General features: G+C 46.1%; 9 protein-coding genes and 1 pseudogene. 1 reads left to right on the top strand and 9 read right to left on the bottom strand.

Annotated features, from left to right (window positions below; genetic code table 11):
• Positions 1–7: 7 nt before the first annotated feature.
• The 5 genes from AXF12_RS02760 to AXF12_RS02780 form a co-directional block, all read right to left on the bottom strand.
• Entirely contained in the window at positions 8–1543 is a 1536-nt protein-coding gene (locus tag AXF12_RS02760; RefSeq protein ID WP_066428114.1) for a RagB/SusD family nutrient uptake outer membrane protein, read from the bottom strand.
• A 12-nt stretch (positions 1544–1555) separates the two neighbouring features.
• Positions 1556–4591 carry a SusC/RagA family TonB-linked outer membrane protein gene (locus AXF12_RS02765; RefSeq protein ID WP_066428115.1) on the bottom strand — a complete coding sequence of 1012 codons (3036 nt, stop codon included), beginning with the start codon at positions 4589–4591 and terminating at the stop codon, positions 1556–1558.
• A 176-nt stretch (positions 4592–4767) separates the two neighbouring features.
• Positions 4768–7650 carry a triple tyrosine motif-containing protein gene (locus AXF12_RS02770; RefSeq protein ID WP_082752962.1) on the bottom strand — a complete coding sequence of 961 codons (2883 nt, stop codon included), beginning with the start codon at positions 7648–7650 and terminating at the stop codon, positions 4768–4770.
• A 177-nt stretch (positions 7651–7827) separates the two neighbouring features.
• Positions 7828–8919, bottom strand: a complete 1092-nt coding sequence (gene msrB / locus AXF12_RS02775; RefSeq protein ID WP_066428118.1) for a peptide-methionine (R)-S-oxide reductase MsrB — start codon at positions 8917–8919, stop codon at positions 7828–7830.
• 213 nt (positions 8920–9132) lie between these two features.
• Positions 9133–9897 carry a hypothetical protein gene (locus AXF12_RS02780; protein WP_066428121.1) on the bottom strand — a complete coding sequence of 255 codons (765 nt, stop codon included), beginning with the start codon at positions 9895–9897 and terminating at the stop codon, positions 9133–9135.
• A 114-nt stretch (positions 9898–10011) separates the two neighbouring features.
• On the opposite strand from AXF12_RS02780, the gene AXF12_RS02785 reads away from it, so the two are divergent.
• Positions 10012–10992, top strand: a complete 981-nt coding sequence (locus tag AXF12_RS02785; RefSeq protein ID WP_066428123.1) for a hypothetical protein — start codon at positions 10012–10014, stop codon at positions 10990–10992.
• 98 nt (positions 10993–11090) lie between these two features.
• Here AXF12_RS02785 and hemL read toward each other — a convergent pair whose 3' ends face one another.
• The 4 genes and pseudogenes from hemL to AXF12_RS02805 form a co-directional block, all read right to left on the bottom strand.
• Positions 11091–12371 carry a glutamate-1-semialdehyde 2,1-aminomutase gene (hemL, locus tag AXF12_RS02790; RefSeq protein ID WP_066428125.1) on the bottom strand — a complete coding sequence of 427 codons (1281 nt, stop codon included), beginning with the start codon at positions 12369–12371 and terminating at the stop codon, positions 11091–11093.
• A 79-nt stretch (positions 12372–12450) separates the two neighbouring features.
• Complete coding sequence (locus tag AXF12_RS02795) at positions 12451–13380, bottom strand: PfkB family carbohydrate kinase (RefSeq protein ID WP_066428126.1); 930 nt, start codon at positions 13378–13380, stop codon at positions 12451–12453.
• A 155-nt stretch (positions 13381–13535) separates the two neighbouring features.
• Positions 13536–14705: a hypothetical protein gene (locus AXF12_RS02800; protein ID WP_066428128.1), complete on the bottom strand. Its 1170-nt coding sequence runs from the start codon at positions 14703–14705 to the stop codon at positions 13536–13538.
• Positions 14706–14789: 84 nt separating this feature from the next.
• Positions 14790–16006, bottom strand: a pseudogene (locus AXF12_RS02805) (aromatic amino acid transporter).
• Between the last annotated feature and the right edge of the window lie 64 nt (positions 16007–16070).

Here is a 16070-nt window from a genome sequence, read left to right on the forward strand (position 1 = left end):
TTAATGATTAATTATAGTCAGGATTTTGTTTTAATACTCCATTAGAGGCTGTCACTTGGCTATTAGGCAAAGGTAGGTATCTGTGTTTAGGTTGATACCCCAAAGAACCCAATACAGCTGAGGCTTCACCCCAGCGCACTAAGTCGTAGAAGCGGTCAAACTCCATAGCGAGTTCTACACGACGTTCGTGGTGTATTGCCTCACGAAGTTCAGATTGGGCTGCAGTGGTTATCCTTGGCAATACATTGCTATTACTTCCTCGTGCCCGCGCCCGTATCATCTCTAAATAAGTCAATGCTTCACCTGCGTTTCCTATTTCATTAGCAGCCTCAGCTGCCATTAGTACTACATCTGCATAACGAATTATGCGGATATTAAACCAAAAACCATTCTTTGCAAATTTCTTTCGTAATTCAGGGTTGGTGTATGCCTTCTTATTGTAGTACTTATTGGCAACATCACCATTGGCAATAGGTCTTTCGTTGTATGGTGTATTAGGCTGTATAGTACCTAACTGACTTTCTGATTTCACAAAGTAAAGTAATGTCTCATTCTTACGAGGATCACCTGCTTCAAAAGCATCAGCAAGTTCTTGGGTAGGAGTGTTCCAACCCCATCCTAAGTTCCATTCACCAGGTCCACGAACCCCTTGCACTTCTGCAAATTGGCTACCTACTTCATTTGATGCTTTGTAGGTTTCATTTGCTGTACACTGTATCTCAAAAATAGATTCACTACTATTCTCTCCACTTTCTCTGAAAATCTGTTCAAAAGGAGTGTTAAGGTTGTAAAGCCCTGACTGAATTACTTCGATAGATGCAGTGTAAGCACTCTGAAAATCAGAACGCATCAGATAAGTTTTTGCGTGTAAAGAGCGTGCTGCTCCCCAAGTGAGGCGACCTACATAAGCGGCAGGCCAAGTTCTTGGAAGTCCTTCTTCTGCAATGGTTAAATCCTTATCAATGAGCTTATAAATGTCTTCAACTGACGACTTTGGTATATTAGCTTCATCTTGATTATTAATAGCAAAATCAATCAAAGGTACTTCGCCAAAGGCTCGTACTAAATTAAAGTAAGCAAAAGCGCGGAAAAAATGTGCCTCAGCAAAGTTTACTTTGTCCGACTCAGTGCGCTTGCTCTCTTCAATCTCGTTGATCTCTTTAATAGCTGTATTTGACAAGTGTATCAACTCATAATGTGAAGAATAGTAACCCGATATAATGCTATTGGTTGATGTGTATTGAAAATTATCATACATTCTTCCGTGTTCTGCACCATCTGAGGCAGTAGAACCTTTTTCAGCATCTTCACTACGGAAAGAATGGATTGCCAAGGCAACATTTCCTGAGGTAATATTGAACCCCCGTATTTTAGCATACATCGTAAAGATCTTAGCCTCTATACTACCTGATATGTTGTTTTGGTCACCATCTTTCCATTCGCCTTGTGGCTCTTGGTCAAATTTAGCACAACTCATAGGTAGGCTTAGGCATACTGCCATCAGCCCCGCAATACATAATTTATGGATTGTATTTCGTTTCATAGTCTTACTTTGTTAAAATGTTAGGTTAATACCATAAGTTAAGATCATTGGCATTGGGTAAGTACCTCCATCAATACCAAAAGCTAAGGCGCTACCCCCAATTTCAGGGGTATATCCTGTATTCTTATGCCAAGTCTTGATGTTTTGTGCATTGGCATATACGCGTATCTTCTTTACCTTCAATCTTTCTAATACTTGCTGAGGTAGACTGTAACCTATCTGCAAATTACGGAATCGGAAGAAGCTGCCATCTTCTATGTAATAATTTGAGTTCATCCTATTGATAGCACGACTGTTGTCAATTACAGGTTCCCAATTAGAAGTTCCCGCTCCTCGCCAACGTCCCATACGATGTGCCTGATAATTGAGGATTGCATACTCTGATTCGCCCCATCCACGGTAGATTTCATTGCCATAAACACCCATAAAGTCAGCAGTAAGGTCAAAACCTTTATAAGCGAGGCTTACATTAAAACCATAAGTAAAATCAGGGGTAGGGTTACCTATTTCGGTACGGTCAGCAGGGGTAATTTTGCCATCACCGTTAATGTCTGCAAACTTTAAGTCACCAGGGAGTACATCAGTCAATGTATTTTTAGGTGAATTGCTAATATCATCATTATTTTGATATACTCCTATAACTTTATAGCCATAGAAATGTCCAATAGGATGCCCCTCTAAGGTGCGTGATATACCTTTTGTTCCGTTATAGAGGGCATCATCTTTACCTCTACCAAGTGAGAGCACAGTATTCTTAATTGTAGTGAGGTTGCCTGAAAAGGAGTAGCTAAAATCACTATCTTTTGCCTTATCATTCCAAGAAGCAGAAAGCTCCCATCCCTTGTTTTCAATTTCACCTAAGTTCTGCAATGAGTTCTTAGCTCCGGCAAAACTTGCAAGCTCTACAATAAGGTCTTTTGTGTTTTTGCGATAGTATACAGGTTCAATACTCAAACGATTATTCAAAAACCGAATTTCAGCACCTGCTTCCCAAGCGTAGGTCTTTTCCCAACCTAAGTTCTGTACTAAGTATTTCGGTGCATAACCTGTAATAATACGGTCGCCAAAGACAGCACTACCTGAACTCTGCAATATTGGGTAAGTAGGGTAATTATTAGGCGTATTTTGATTTCCCAATAACCCCCACGAGCCTTTGAGCTTTAAGTAGCTTATTGCCTTTTGCTGTTTCATAAAGGCTTCTTCACTCACTACCCAACCAGCTCCAAAAGAATAGAAGTTATCACACGTATTGCCTAAGTTGTGGAACACTGAGGCTCCATCACGGCGAAACGAAGCATTTACTAAATAACGATTATCGTAGTTATACAAAGCTCTGAATAAGTACGACATCGTAAAACGGCGATATTGACCTGAACCATTTTTAGCACCACTTTCATTCCCAATAGATGATAACCACCACTTGCTATCGTTCTCATCAGGGATAGAGAAAATAATATCTTCCATCTTTTGTTGGCGAGAACCATTCAATGAAGTGTGTTCAAGATAATTGCTGGTAAGCCCTGTCATCAAAGTGAGATTATGCTTATCAAATATCTTTTTATAAGTTAAGATATAATCCTGCTGAGTAGCCATCGTAGTAGATTTGCTCTGTGAGATACTCTCTTGCTCATTCGTGTTGATTCGTTTGTTGGTGTCACGGTTAAAAACCCAAATGATTGGTGTGTAAGCTCGGCTTTCACCTACGCGATAATCCATTGAAAGTGTTGCTTTAAAAGTCAGGTCTTTCAGTATGTCCAATTCTCCGTATACATTCCCTGCTAAGCGGTGATTTACTGCTTTGTTATGATTGGCAAGTTTCTCTATATCAATCAAGGGGTTACCTACTTGCGTGCCTTGGAAATTTGGCAAATAGTTCAAAAGTCCAGTAGCACTATCATAAGGCTCAGCTATAGGGGCCGCTTTCAAAGCTCCTGCTACTCCCTTAGCATCTGCTGGTAAAGTGCGAGATCCGTTGGCTTGAAAACCTAAACGCAAGTAATCTGTCAAGTTATAATCACTGCTAACGCTCAACGTAGTCTTACTGAGCTTCTCGTGCTTGATAGAACCTTCCTCTTCTGTATATCCCGCACCGAGGTAGAACTTACTTTTTTCATTTGATGAAGCAATGCTAATATTGTGGTTCGTCACCCAAGCAGCTTTGCGAAATATCTCATCTTGCCAATCAGTATTGGCTGTCCATTTACTAAAATCAAAGTATCTGTTATCAACATCTTCGCGGCTGGCAAGCTCTTCTTTAAAAAGCTCACGAAACTCATCGCCGTTTGCCATCTTGATGCGGTCGTAGATCGTCTTAAAGCCCAGCGAGCTGTTGATGTTCACCATTGTAGTGCCCTTCTTAGCTTTCTTAGTGCTGATGATGATCACCCCATTGGCACCACGCACCCCGAAGATCGCCAGCGACGAGGGGTCCTTAAGTATCTCCATCGACTCTATATCTTGCGGATTGAGGTAGTTGATGTTGTCGGTAAAAAGCCCGTCTACTACGTATAGAGGCGTATAACCATTGATAGAGTTCGTGCCGCGGATACGTATCTCAGGGTCTTGCCCTGCACGTCCTGTATTAACGATTTGCACCCCTGCTACCTTCCCTTGTATAGAGGCTACGGGGTTGGTCGAAGGGCGATCAGCAAACTGCTCGGTCTTGATGCTGGCAATGGAGCCTGTGAGGTCGCGCTTCTGCGTAGTCCCATAACCGATCACCACCACCTCTTTTAGCTCTTGTGTATCTTCCTTTAAGGTGATGTTCAGGGTAGTGCGCCCACCTACTTTCACCTCTTGGGTGTGCATACCGATATAGCTTACCACCAACACCGCCCCTGAGGGTACATTTGCCAAGGTAAAATGCCCGTCCATATCGGTAGAAGTGCCGTGTTGCGTGCCCTTCACTATCACGCTCGCACCCCCGATAGGGCTCTTAGTGCCTTCTTCGGTAACGGTACCTTTCACAGTGAGCTGCTGCGCGTATACCGCCCCCAGCACACTGAGCGAAAACACTATCGTACAAATAAATCGTTTCATTATTTCCATACTACTAACTAAATTTTGATTTCGTGGAGCAAAGTTCCGAAACTTAGTGTAACCTGCCAAATATTCGCCTTCGCTTTTGCTACTACACGCCTAAAATCGCCATTTAACGTACTACGTCAGCACTACTACAACAATCGTTAATAATATGGTAATCAGATCTCTGAAATGTTAAATCTCTATCGGTTAAAGTTCGTAAAAAAATCGTAGAGGTTCTCCTCTTCTGCGAGTTTCAGTTTCTTTCGCAGACGATAACGGGCAGTTTCCACCCCGCGTATCGATACGCCCTGCATCGCTGCTATCTCCTTGCTGGTGTAGTTCAATCGCAGTAGTACACACAGTTTCAGGTCGGTAGCAGTCAGCTCTGGATATTGCTCCTTGAGGTTGTGGAAAAAGTTTGTATGAATCATATCAAAGTTCTCCTGGAACACCTGCCATTGGTCTTCCTGCGACCGATTCTCACGCACGTACTGTATGAGGGGGCGACTTTGCATCTTGCCTACTTTGTGGTCGGCGAAAAACTGCTCTAACCGTACGGTGAGGTGCTGCAAAAAATCGTCGTGCTTGATGTTCATCATCGTCGCCTCAGCCAGTGCCTTGCTCTTGTGCTCCAATTCCGTGGCGAGCATCTGGTTTTGCAGAGCGGTGATCTCACGCTCTTGCTGTTCCAATTGGCGTTGCTTGCGGAGCTTCTCGCGCAAGAAAGCACGCTCTTTCTTCTTCATTCGGTAGCGGAAAAATAGCGCACTGAGCATCACACAGCCCGCCAGAAACAGCAATCCATAGAGCACATACGCCCAAAGACTCTTGTACCACGGTGTGGTGATCTCAAAAGGCAGTGAAAAGCTTGAAAGCTCCTTGCCTAAGTTGTCCACCACCTTTGCTTGTAAGGTGTATTTGCCCTGTGGCAGACTCTGATACACAAGGCTGAAATCCGCTGAGGCTTCGCCCCAACGCTTGTCATAGCCTTCTAAGAAATAGAGCAGCCGCTCGCCCTCGGGCGTAAAGTTGGGGTATTGAAATTGGAATACCAAGTAATTGCGGTTGTAGTCGATCTCCAAGTGCCCACCGAGGGCTTCGTGCACGTATTGGTCGCTATCCCTGTCATAGCTCAGCAGCGAGCGCAATTGCAGTCCGCTGGGCACCTTGCTCACCGCCTGCTGAGGCACGTACATAGCGATGCTGCCATCTAAGCAGAAGAACGACTGCCCGCGCTCGTCCACAAACACCGTTGCCCGCTGCTCGTTGGCAGGCTTGGCAAGCCCCGAAAACGGAATGCGGTCTACCGCTGCGTAACTGCCTTTGCTGTGATGCACCAAAAAGTAATCGGAGTCGGTGATGAACCAAAACAGATTGTCGTTCACGGCTACGATGCGCTGCGTCTTCACAAGGTCTTTGAGCTGGCGGTTGAGCAGCTGGTAAGGCACCACTTGCTGCTGGTCTTCGTCGTAGGTGTAGAATTGATAGCCGTCCGCCAGCACTATCTTCCCGCGAAGGCGCAGCAACTTCACCCGCCCATAAGGGGCATTGCTGCCGAGTGCATTGTAAGGGGTTTGCTGCTTGATGTGCCGCAAGTCTTTCTCCAAGGCAATGCGGTAAATGCCCTTGTAAAGGTGCTCAGCCCACAGGTTGCCCGCTGGGTCTATCTCCACACGGTCGATAAGGTCTGAAAAACCGTCGATGATGTGGTCTGCCATCCACCTGCCTTGCGCATTCTTCTTGTAGACCGTCAAAAAGGTGTACGACGAGCCTATGAGCACCTCCTGCCCGTGAATCACGCCCTTGGCAAGACACATTCCGCCTACCCCCACATTGGGCAGCGACACCAACCGATCGCCTTCTATCTCCGAAGTGCCCTTGTTATGCCCTACAAACACCTGATTGTCAAACCGCTTCACAAACCACGTCTGGTTGTTGAAATTCGCAAACGCACTGATGCTACCCCCACGCAGTTTGTAAACGCCCTTGTTCGAGCCTAAGTAGTAATCCGAGCCCGCTTGTGCCATATCACTCACTAACTCAATGGTGTTGGGCAACCCTAAAAACAGCAATTTCGATTGGCATTGTATCTGCGCAATGCCGTTGTCGAGTGCTGCCCAAAGGTTGTGCTGGGCGTCCTCGAGCAAGCCGAGCACCGTGTTGTTATTCAGTCCGTTGCTTCTGCTGATGCGCCATAGGCGTTTGCCGCTCTTCGCCTCTATGGCAAGCACGCCTTCGCCGAGGGTGCCGAGGATGAGCTTCCCATCGCTGGTGAGCACCGCCCTATTGAGAGTCGTCTGGGGGTAGAGCGGGTCAAAGTCGGTTTTAAAAGGCTGCAAGAGGTCGCTCTTAGGGTCGTAAAGTAGCACCCCGCCGCGCATCGTGGGCAGCAGCAGTCTGCCTTCGCTCTCAAAACCAGCGATCACGTGGTTGCCCGCCAAGCGTTCCTTGCTGAGCACCAAGCGGGTAGCCCCATCCTCGTCAATCTCATAGAGTCCGCCGTAGATGGTCTGCATATAGAGCTTGTGCTGTACTACGAACATCGTATAAGGGGCAGGCGAAGGGTTCACCGCACGCACCCGCTGCCCATCGTACACAAAGTACGAGCGGAATGTCTGGAAATAGACCTTACCACCGAAGCGCACTATCTTCCAAACCTCGTCATTCTCAAACTTATAGTCTTTCAACAGGGATTTTAAGGAGTGGTATACCAAGCTGTTCTGGGCGTTGCGCTCAAAGTAGCCAAACTCTTCAAACGACCCCACATATACCCGCGAGCGCGCTTCCTTGCCATCGGAAAACACCGCCCGCGCTGTCTTCTTGCTCGGCAACAGGTGCAACCTCCAACGCCTGCCATCGTAGCCCAACAGTCCTTGGTTATTTGCCACGTACAGCACCCCCTGCTTATCCTGAGCCACGCCCCAATTCTGCATACCCGCCCCATAAGTGCTCGGCAAGATATTGCCCACAGGCGGGGTAAAGCCCTCAAGCAGGCTTTGGGCAGCAAGTACACCACTCCACAAGGCGAGAAAAACAACGATAAATCCCGAGAAAATATAACGCAAATGACCCTTAAAATCCATAATATATCAGAATAACGCTGCGAAATTACGAAAATAGTACAAAACACGCAAACATTTCCGTCATTATTCTAACATTTTTACAACCTCAGGTGGTCTCGCACAAAATAGTAGCACGGTGCGAAAGCCTTGTGAATAAGCCCTCCGACCGTGCTACAGAGTAACAAATAATAACTTTTTCTACTTCTTCAAAAGAGACAAATAAGCTCCGTAACCCTCTTTCTTCATATCCTTTTTAGGAATAAATCGCAGCGAGGCACTGTTGATACAATAGCGCAAGCCGCCCCGTTCCTTAGGCCCATCGGTAAATACGTGCCCCAAATGCGCATTGCCTGTCTTGCTGCGCACTTCCGTACGCGTCATCTGGTGCGAAGTGTCCACATTCTCCTTGATGAGCTTCTTGTCGATAGGCTTAGAAAAGCTCGGCCAGCCACAACCCGACTCAAATTTATCCGTAGATACGAACAGAGGCTCGCCCGTAGTGATGTCCACGTAAATACCTTCGCGGAACTCATTCCAGTAGGCATTCTCAAATGGACGTTCTGTGGCATTTTCCTGTGTAACAGCATACTGCTCAGGGGTTAAGGTCTTCTTTAGCTGAGCCTTTGTCATTTTCTTATAAGAAGGTGCAGGGTTCGCTTTGCGTGCCAGTTCGAACAGCGCAGGCGAGATATGGCAATACCCATCGGGGTTCTTATCCAAATACGCCTGATGGTATTCTTCAGCCGTATAGAAGTTCTTCAAAGGCAAAACCTCCACCACAATCGGCTCGCTGTATTGCTTAGCTACCTCAGCCACAGCCGCTTTGATCAGCGCCTTATCCCCCGCCTGAGTGTAATAAATCCCCGTGCGGTATTGCGTCCCCACATCATTGCCCTGCTTGTTGAGCGAAGTCGGATCTATAATTTTGAAATACAGATCCAAGAGCTGCTCTAAGTCAATCTGTTGTGTATCGTAAACCACTTTGACAGTTTCGGCAAAACCAGTGTTGCCGTGCTTTACATCCTCATACGAAGGGTTCTTCGTCTTGCCATTAGCGTAGCCCACCTCAGTGGATACAACCCCTCGCACCTGTTTAAAAAAGTGCTCTGTACCCCAGAAGCACCCTCCAGCAAAATAAATTTCGGACTTCTGTCCTTGTTTGTCATTAGCTTTTTTCATTGCAATCTCTTCTGTTTGTGGAGCTTCTGTAGTGCTCCTACTTACAGGGCGTTTATTCGTGCAAAATGCGCACGAGATGCCCGCTACAAAAATTAAAAAATAATACTTCATAATAGGTTTACATTTGATGTTCGACTATAAAGTTGGCGGGAAACCTCCCTCAAAAAATATGCCAAACGGCGCTAAACAAATAAAAATATTTTCTACGACCCGCCCTATACCTGATACGGATAAAAAACGAATCTACAACGAACCGCCATCGAATACACTCTAAATCAGTAGCTATTCTATTAAAAAGCTCTTTTGTAGAAAACCTTTTTACCCTTATTTTTTAATCTTCATCGTATGTTTCTCTCCTGAGCCCATCTCTATGTTTGCCTCAATACGCTGCAACTGCTTGCTTTTCTTATCAATGTGGTAAGTGAGCTCTATCTCACTGTCCGACTTTTGTTCCGTCCCTTTGATATGCACAGTGATGACTCCTCCCTTTGCAGTACTTTCTGCCGTACATTGATAAGGCAAAAAGGCAGCCCCTTGCATAGGGGAAAAGTCAGTGGTGAACTTTGTCTTTGCAAACCATAACTTCTTAGGAAAAAGGAGCTGTGAGAGCAAGAGCGACTTTAAACGATCAGTCACAAATGCCTCATCACCGATACGCTGCTGAAAAGCATTGATAAAGCGCTTGGCAATATCTCCTACAAAGTAGCCCTCTATCTTAGGGCGCGCTTTCTTGAAGTTATCCACAAGCCCTTTGTGGTCTAAGAGTTCAGCAATACCGCCCTCTTTGCCAATACGGTAATGCAGAGGCTCAATAGCTTGCATACAAGCGGCCGCCAAATCCTCAAGCTTGGTGTCGAAGTCTTGATGACGCGTTTGCAACTGTACCTTATAGCCCTCGGCGAGCTTTTCAGCTTTCAAGTCGATGGTGTAAGCAAGCACTGCTTCCTTATGATCACTACTGACCACCACTTCTTCTACCTGATAGGTAGAGGCGTAAAGTCCTGCCTCTATATAATCAGAATAATCCTGTCCATAGCTATAGAACCCCACAGCAAACAGACTCAAAAGAGTGTAAAAATATCCCCTCATTACTTTAAAAATTAAATTAAAGTGCAAAGATACTCTTTTCTAAGGAATTTATTTGTATCTTTGCCATATAAATGAATCTGAAATAGCTTGCACCACTATAAAAAACAGTAAAAGATGCGTTACAAATTATTTATCATCATCAGCTTAATGACTTTATCGGCTGTAGCACAAAAGAAGTCAGACCGACAAAACGATGGACTTAGGGGAAATGTAAAGTCCGTAGTGTATGATCTCTATGGCTATACGTATGACTCTCAAGGCAGCATTATTGCTCATTTTGAAGATAAGGGGGCTCGTAAGTTTATCCATAAATATGTTGGCGACTCGTATGCTGAGATTGTGGAAGTTGATAAGAAAGGGACTCCTATTGAGACTGAAATACGTCTATTTGATAAGGCTGGGCACTCGATTCTCAATGATTGGGATTTGATGGTAAAAGGCACTTACAGTGAGAAAAAAGATGCTAAGGGCAACGTTACCGAACGGCTGTGGCTACATAAAAATAAAGCTCTTGAAGCCAAAGTTAGCTATCTGTATGATGCACAAGGTAACATAACTATGCTGAAAATCTATACTGAGGAAGAAACCTACCCTTACTATCAATTTAAGTATAATTCTGAAGGGAAACTTATTGCTTGGCACATCATTCGCCCCAGCAATAAGCAATGGCAAGATATCACCTACCACCCCAGCGGAAATATTGCCAAAGATGTAAGCTATGACCCCAAAGGGAAACTCAATAGTAGCACGCACTACACTTACAACAGCAAAGGACAGCTCATCCAAGAGTTATTTACAATGGTAAATCACAAGAATGTAAAAGAGACCGATATAACTCTTTACAAGTACGATAGCAAGGGTAATAATATAGAAATTAAACATATAGAAGAAGGTAAAACAAGAGCTATCACCACGATGAAATACAACACTCAGGGTGATATGACAGAAATGGTTTTAAATGATATATCAGGCCATACTAAAGATATTATCACTTACGTTTATAAGTACGACTCTCATAACAATTGGATAGAAGAAAAGGAATACAAAAATGGCAAAGAAAAGAGCATTACGAAGCGCACTATTAAGTATTATTAAGCCTTTAACAAATAATAAAAAAGCGAGAAGCAAGTAGTTAGTCATTCACTACTTGCTTCTCGCTTTTGATACCTCACACCTCAGACCTGCGAAGCATTTTACAGCTTACACTTGCGAAGTGCATCTATAGTCTGGTCAAGGTCGTCATAAGTGAGCGCATCGTTCAGGAAGTAGCTTTCAAAGCCACTTGGCGGCAGGTATACACCTCCTGCCAGCATTCCGTGGAAATACCGCTTAAATCGCTCAGTGTCGCTCTTAGCAGAGGTGGCAAAGTCCATCACAGGCGTGTCGGTGAAGAAGGGCGTAAGCATCGAGCCAAAGCTGTTGATCTGGTGGGGAATGCCTGCCTCATTGAGTACTTTATCAAAGCCTTTATGGAGGTAAGCGGTCTTCTTGGCAAGGCTATCAAAGACCTCTGGGTGCTCATTGAGGGCGGTAAGCATTGCCAGCCCCGCGCTCATCGCCAGTGGATTGCCACTGAGGGTGCCTGCTTGGTAAACGGGCCCGTCGGGGGCTAAGTGATCCATCACTTCGGCGCGTGCTGCGAAGGCACCAACGGGCAGTCCCCCACCGATGACCTTCCCAAAGGTTACGATGTCGGCGGCAATGCCAAACACTTCCTGAGCACCGCCTTTTGCCAAGCGGAATCCTGTCATCACTTCATCAAATATCAACAAAGCTCCATTTTCAGTACAGAGTTTACGCAAGCCTTCTAAGAATCCTTCAGCAGGGGGCACACAACCCATATTGCCTGCTACAGGCTCGATGATCACAGCGGCAATCTGTTCAGGGTTTGCCTCAAAGAGTGTCTTCACGGAGGTGAGGTCGTTATAGTTTGCCAGCAGTGTATCCTTAGCGGTGCCTTGGGTAACACCAGGGCTATTAGGACTGCCAAAGGTCGCCCCTCCACTGCCTGCTTCGATGAGAAAGGCATCGGCGTGCCCGTGATAACAGCCTACAAACTTAATGATCTTCTCTCTACCCGTATATCCACGCGCTAAGCGTATAGCACTCATACAAGCCTCCGTACCGCTATTTACAAAGCGTATCTTATCGATATGAGGCACCATCTTCACAGCGAGCTCTGCAATGCGTATTTCTACTTCGGTGGGGATACCAAAGGACGTACCTTTGTGTGCACGCTCGACTACTGCCTCAATTACGGGGGGATAGGCGTGCCCTAAGATAAGCGGACCCCACGAGGCGATATAGTCGATATACCGCCGCCCATCGGCATCGTAGAGGTAAGCTCCCTTCGCTTCTTTAATAAAGATAGGGTCGCCCCCTACGGCATTAAAAGCCCTTACAGGCGAGTTTACCCCGCCAGGCAATACTTTCTTGGCTTGAGCAAATAGCTCACTACTTCTTTTGTATAACATATTTGTGTTTTTACTGATCAGGGATCAGAGGTCAGGGGTCAGTGTAGAGTTCTCCGTACTGACTTCTGATCTCTGACTTCTAAGTATTAACTTCTATCTCAAACTGGGTCAGTTCTGCAAAGCGTCTCAGTCGTTCGTTACATTCTTCTTCACTGAGGCTAAGCATACGCTCTAAACCAAACTTCTCAATGCAGAAGGACGCTAAATTCGATCCGTGCACTACTGCGTTCTTCATATTGGCAAAACTGTAATCGCCACTCTTAGCAAGGTAACCCACTAAGCCCCCAGCAAAAGTATCGCCAGCACCTGTAGGGTCAAACACCTCTTCCAAAGGCAAGGCTGGGGCAAAGAACACTTGACTCTTATGGAAGAGCAGTGCCCCGTGCTCGCCTTTCTTGATGATCACAAAGCGAGCTCCCATTGCCATAATGCGCTGTGCGGCTTTCACTAAAGAGTATTCTCCAGTAAGTTGCCGTGCCTCCTCATCGTTGATAGTGATCACATCCACCTTAGCGATGACCTCTTGGAGTAAATCCCAAGTGTGGTACATCCAATAGTTCATCGTGTCAAGCACTACAAGGGTGGGCTTGTGATCCATCTGTGCTAAGATGTCGAGCTGCAATTGGGGATGTAAGTTCCCTAGCATCACAATAGCTGCCTTGCGAAACGCCTCAGGCACTACAGGCTTAAAATCCGCTAACACATTCAGCTGTGTATCCAAGGTGTCGCGGACGTTCATATCGTTGTGGTAACGACCACTCCAAAAGAAACTCTTTCCTCCACGTACTACTTCGACTGCTGAGGTATCAACTTTTCGGGCACGGAGTAAGTCTAAAAATGCCTGTGGATAGTCCTCACCTACCACCGAGACCACTGCTTGCGGTACGCCAAACTGTGCTGCTGCAATAGCGATATAGTTTGCAGCCCCACCCATAATCACTTCACTTTTGCCAAAGGGTGTCTCTATCTGGTCAAAAGCTAATGTGCCTGCTATTAGTATTTTATTCATTTATCTGAAGTTAGAAAATAGAAATTAGAAATCTATTTCGGCGGCAAAAGTACTACTTTTTAATGAATAATTGGCAATGAGGAATGAGGAATTTTTTCAGAGGTCAACGGTCAGGGATTAGGAATCAGAGGTTAGTGGGCAGAGGACATATCTCATTATTCACTACTCCTCAAGTTTGTTACTGTCTTAAACTCCTTCTCACTACCTACGCGCTTGATAAACGCCTGCATCTCATCGGTGAGAAGCAGCACATTGTTGTGTTCCCAATACGCTGCATTATAAGGGAATTTGAGCTTAAACATATCCTTCTCCACAGAAGCATTCTCTTTCAAGGGTTCACTCATTGGCAGGGGTTGTGCATCGTAAAAGTAATAAAGCTCAAAAATATCCGTACCCTCCTTTGAAAGCACTTCCTGCTTATTGAGGAGCGTTCCTCGCGCCAATTGATATTTACCCGTAGCAGGGTTAAGCGCAAAGTCTGAGCGGTGTTCTCTATGTAAAACTCTATGTTTCAGTCCCCAGAAGTTCTTTTTGTAGTCCATAGCAATGTTATCAGCGCTCATCGCAAACTGCTTAGGCACCCAACGCTCATTGTCCATCAGGTAATAACCGCTCGTTTTCACCTGCTTCGTATCCTTATTGCCAAACTCAATCTTATCCTCAGCACTGCCTTCGCCTTTGAGCTTCTTATGCCAAAAGTGATCCACAGGAGTACCCATCACCGCCAATCCCATAAAGGCATCAGCTAGTTCAGGCATATTTACTTTATACACCTTACTGCTATTGATTGCCGCCACACGCAGCTGCTCTATCTCTACCTTGTAGGGTTTCTTGGGAAATGGCTTAGTTGGCGTACCCATCAAAGCCTTCTTCTCAACTTTACCTACAATGTCGATGAGCTTCTCTATCTGTCCATTCTTGCGCAATAAGCAACGTATAAAGAACCGTTCCTTATGCGTATCGAGCGCATACCACTTATCAATAGCCTTCACCATCTGTCGATAGCTCTCGTTCGGGTCTATGGTTACCTCCTCAAGCACAAAGGTTTTGGGGCTAAGGTAGAGGGTATCACGCCCTGCCAAAGCCGTAAAGCTACTGCTCAGCGACTCATAGCCCAAGCAATCGATGTGCAGCGCCCCCTCTGAGGAAGAAATCTCAAAGCCGCCTTCCTCATTGCTGATAGCATACGCCTGACCGCTGACCACCGTAGCATATACCACAGGTGCTTTTGCCTGCTTATCCCACAACACCGCCCTGAGATGGTGCTGGCCATAAGCGGTAATACTTACAAAAAATGATAGTAAAATAAAGAAAAGTCTTTTCATAGTGAATTGGAAATTAGAAATTAGAAAAATAGAAGATTAGAGTTGAGCATACATCATTACTCTCTGCTCATTACTCTTTACTCATTACCCATTAAATATTAAAGTCTTCAGCATCGCTAAGATATTCAGCAGCCCAAATGCCAATACCAGCCATATTACTACTTCGCCACCCCAGACCCTGTAGCCTGCGCCTTCGGGGTGTCGTTTGCGGAAAGCGCGTACGAGGAGGGCGGGCACTATCACCGTCCAGATAGCTACTGCCAAGCCTGCATAGCCTATCGCCTTGACAAAGCCATAAGGGTACAGCAGACTCATCGCTAAGGGGGGTAGGAAGGTTACCAATGCCGTCTTAGTTCTGCCCCAGAGGCTACCGTTGAACTTAAAGAGGTCGGCGATATAGTCAAACAGCCCCAGCGTTACCCCTAAGAAAGAGCTGGCAATTGCCATATAGGCAAAGAAGTCGAGCGCAGGAGCCACATAGTCCACACGGATATAGTGCCCAAGTGCCTCGAGCAAGGTCGCCACGTCTCCGCCCTTGGCTGTTACCTCTGCAAAAGCACCTCGGGGCAAGTTGCCCTGTACCGCTGTCTGCCATAGGAGGTACATCAGCAGTGCCAACCCCGTACCGATGAGGATAGCCCGCGATACCTTCTTGGCATCCTTATGGTAGTACTTGGTAAGGCTGGGCACGTTGCAATGAAAGCCAAAGGACACTAAGCATACGGGCAAGGCTACCCATAGATACCTCAGATAATGGCTATCACCTTCTCCGAGGGTGTTGAAGAGTATCTCAGCCTTAACGCCAGATAGCATCCCTGCTGTCGAGAAGAAGAACGCAATGACCATACCCCCTATAAGCACCGTACTGAACCTATCCACTGCCTTGGTCGATAGCCATACGGCAAAGGTGAGCACCCCGCAGAAGAGTAGTTCCCCACCGCTATGGCTTACCTGTAGGGTGCTTCCAGAGAGCAGTCGCTCTGTGATGCCACCCCAGAGGTGATATAGGCATAGGTAAGGATATAGAGCGTGAAAGCCATCGCCAGCCCGTTAATACGGTTCCACCCCCTGCCGAGCAGGTCTCTGACCATCGTGTAGAAGCTGGCACCCTCAGGGTAATACATATTCACCTCAAGGAGCATCAGCCCCGATGCCGTCATACAGCCCCAAGTGTAGATAAGGGCGAGTACTGCCCCTACGAACCATACCCCTGAGGTTGCTGTGGGGTTGGCGAGCATTCCTGCGCCAATGGTGGTACCCGCGACTATCATCGCACCGCCGAGTAATGAAGGTTGTTTCATAGAGGTTAGTGATTAGGGGGTCAGAGAACAGAGATCAGGACTGATCACTGACTTCTGCTCTCTG

Source organism: Capnocytophaga haemolytica (assembly GCF_001553545.1).
In the GTDB taxonomy this organism is placed as follows: Bacteria; Bacteroidota; Bacteroidia; order Flavobacteriales; family Flavobacteriaceae; genus Capnocytophaga; species Capnocytophaga haemolytica.

Bases quoted from the DNA above. Each gene is read 5' to 3' on its own strand.
- AXF12_RS02785 (WP_066428123.1), top strand. From the start codon at position 10,012: ATGCGTTACAAATTATTTATCATCATCAGCTTAATGACTTTATCGGCT.
- AXF12_RS02765 (WP_066428115.1), bottom strand. From the start codon at position 4,591: ATGGAAATAATGAAACGATTTATTTGTACGATAGTGTTTTCGCTCAGT.
- AXF12_RS02770 (WP_082752962.1), bottom strand. From the start codon at position 7,650: ATGGATTTTAAGGGTCATTTGCGTTATATTTTCTCGGGATTTATCGTT.
- AXF12_RS02800 (WP_066428128.1), bottom strand. From the start codon at position 14,705: ATGAAAAGACTTTTCTTTATTTTACTATCATTTTTTGTAAGTATTACC.
- msrB (WP_066428118.1), bottom strand. From the start codon at position 8,919: ATGAAGTATTATTTTTTAATTTTTGTAGCGGGCATCTCGTGCGCATTT.
- AXF12_RS02760 (WP_066428114.1), bottom strand. From the start codon at position 1,543: ATGAAACGAAATACAATCCATAAATTATGTATTGCGGGGCTGATGGCA.
- AXF12_RS02795 (WP_066428126.1), bottom strand. From the start codon at position 13,380: ATGAATAAAATACTAATAGCAGGCACATTAGCTTTTGACCAGATAGAG.
- hemL (WP_066428125.1), bottom strand. From the start codon at position 12,371: ATGTTATACAAAAGAAGTAGTGAGCTATTTGCTCAAGCCAAGAAAGTA.
- AXF12_RS02780 (WP_066428121.1), bottom strand. From the start codon at position 9,897: ATGAGGGGATATTTTTACACTCTTTTGAGTCTGTTTGCTGTGGGGTTC.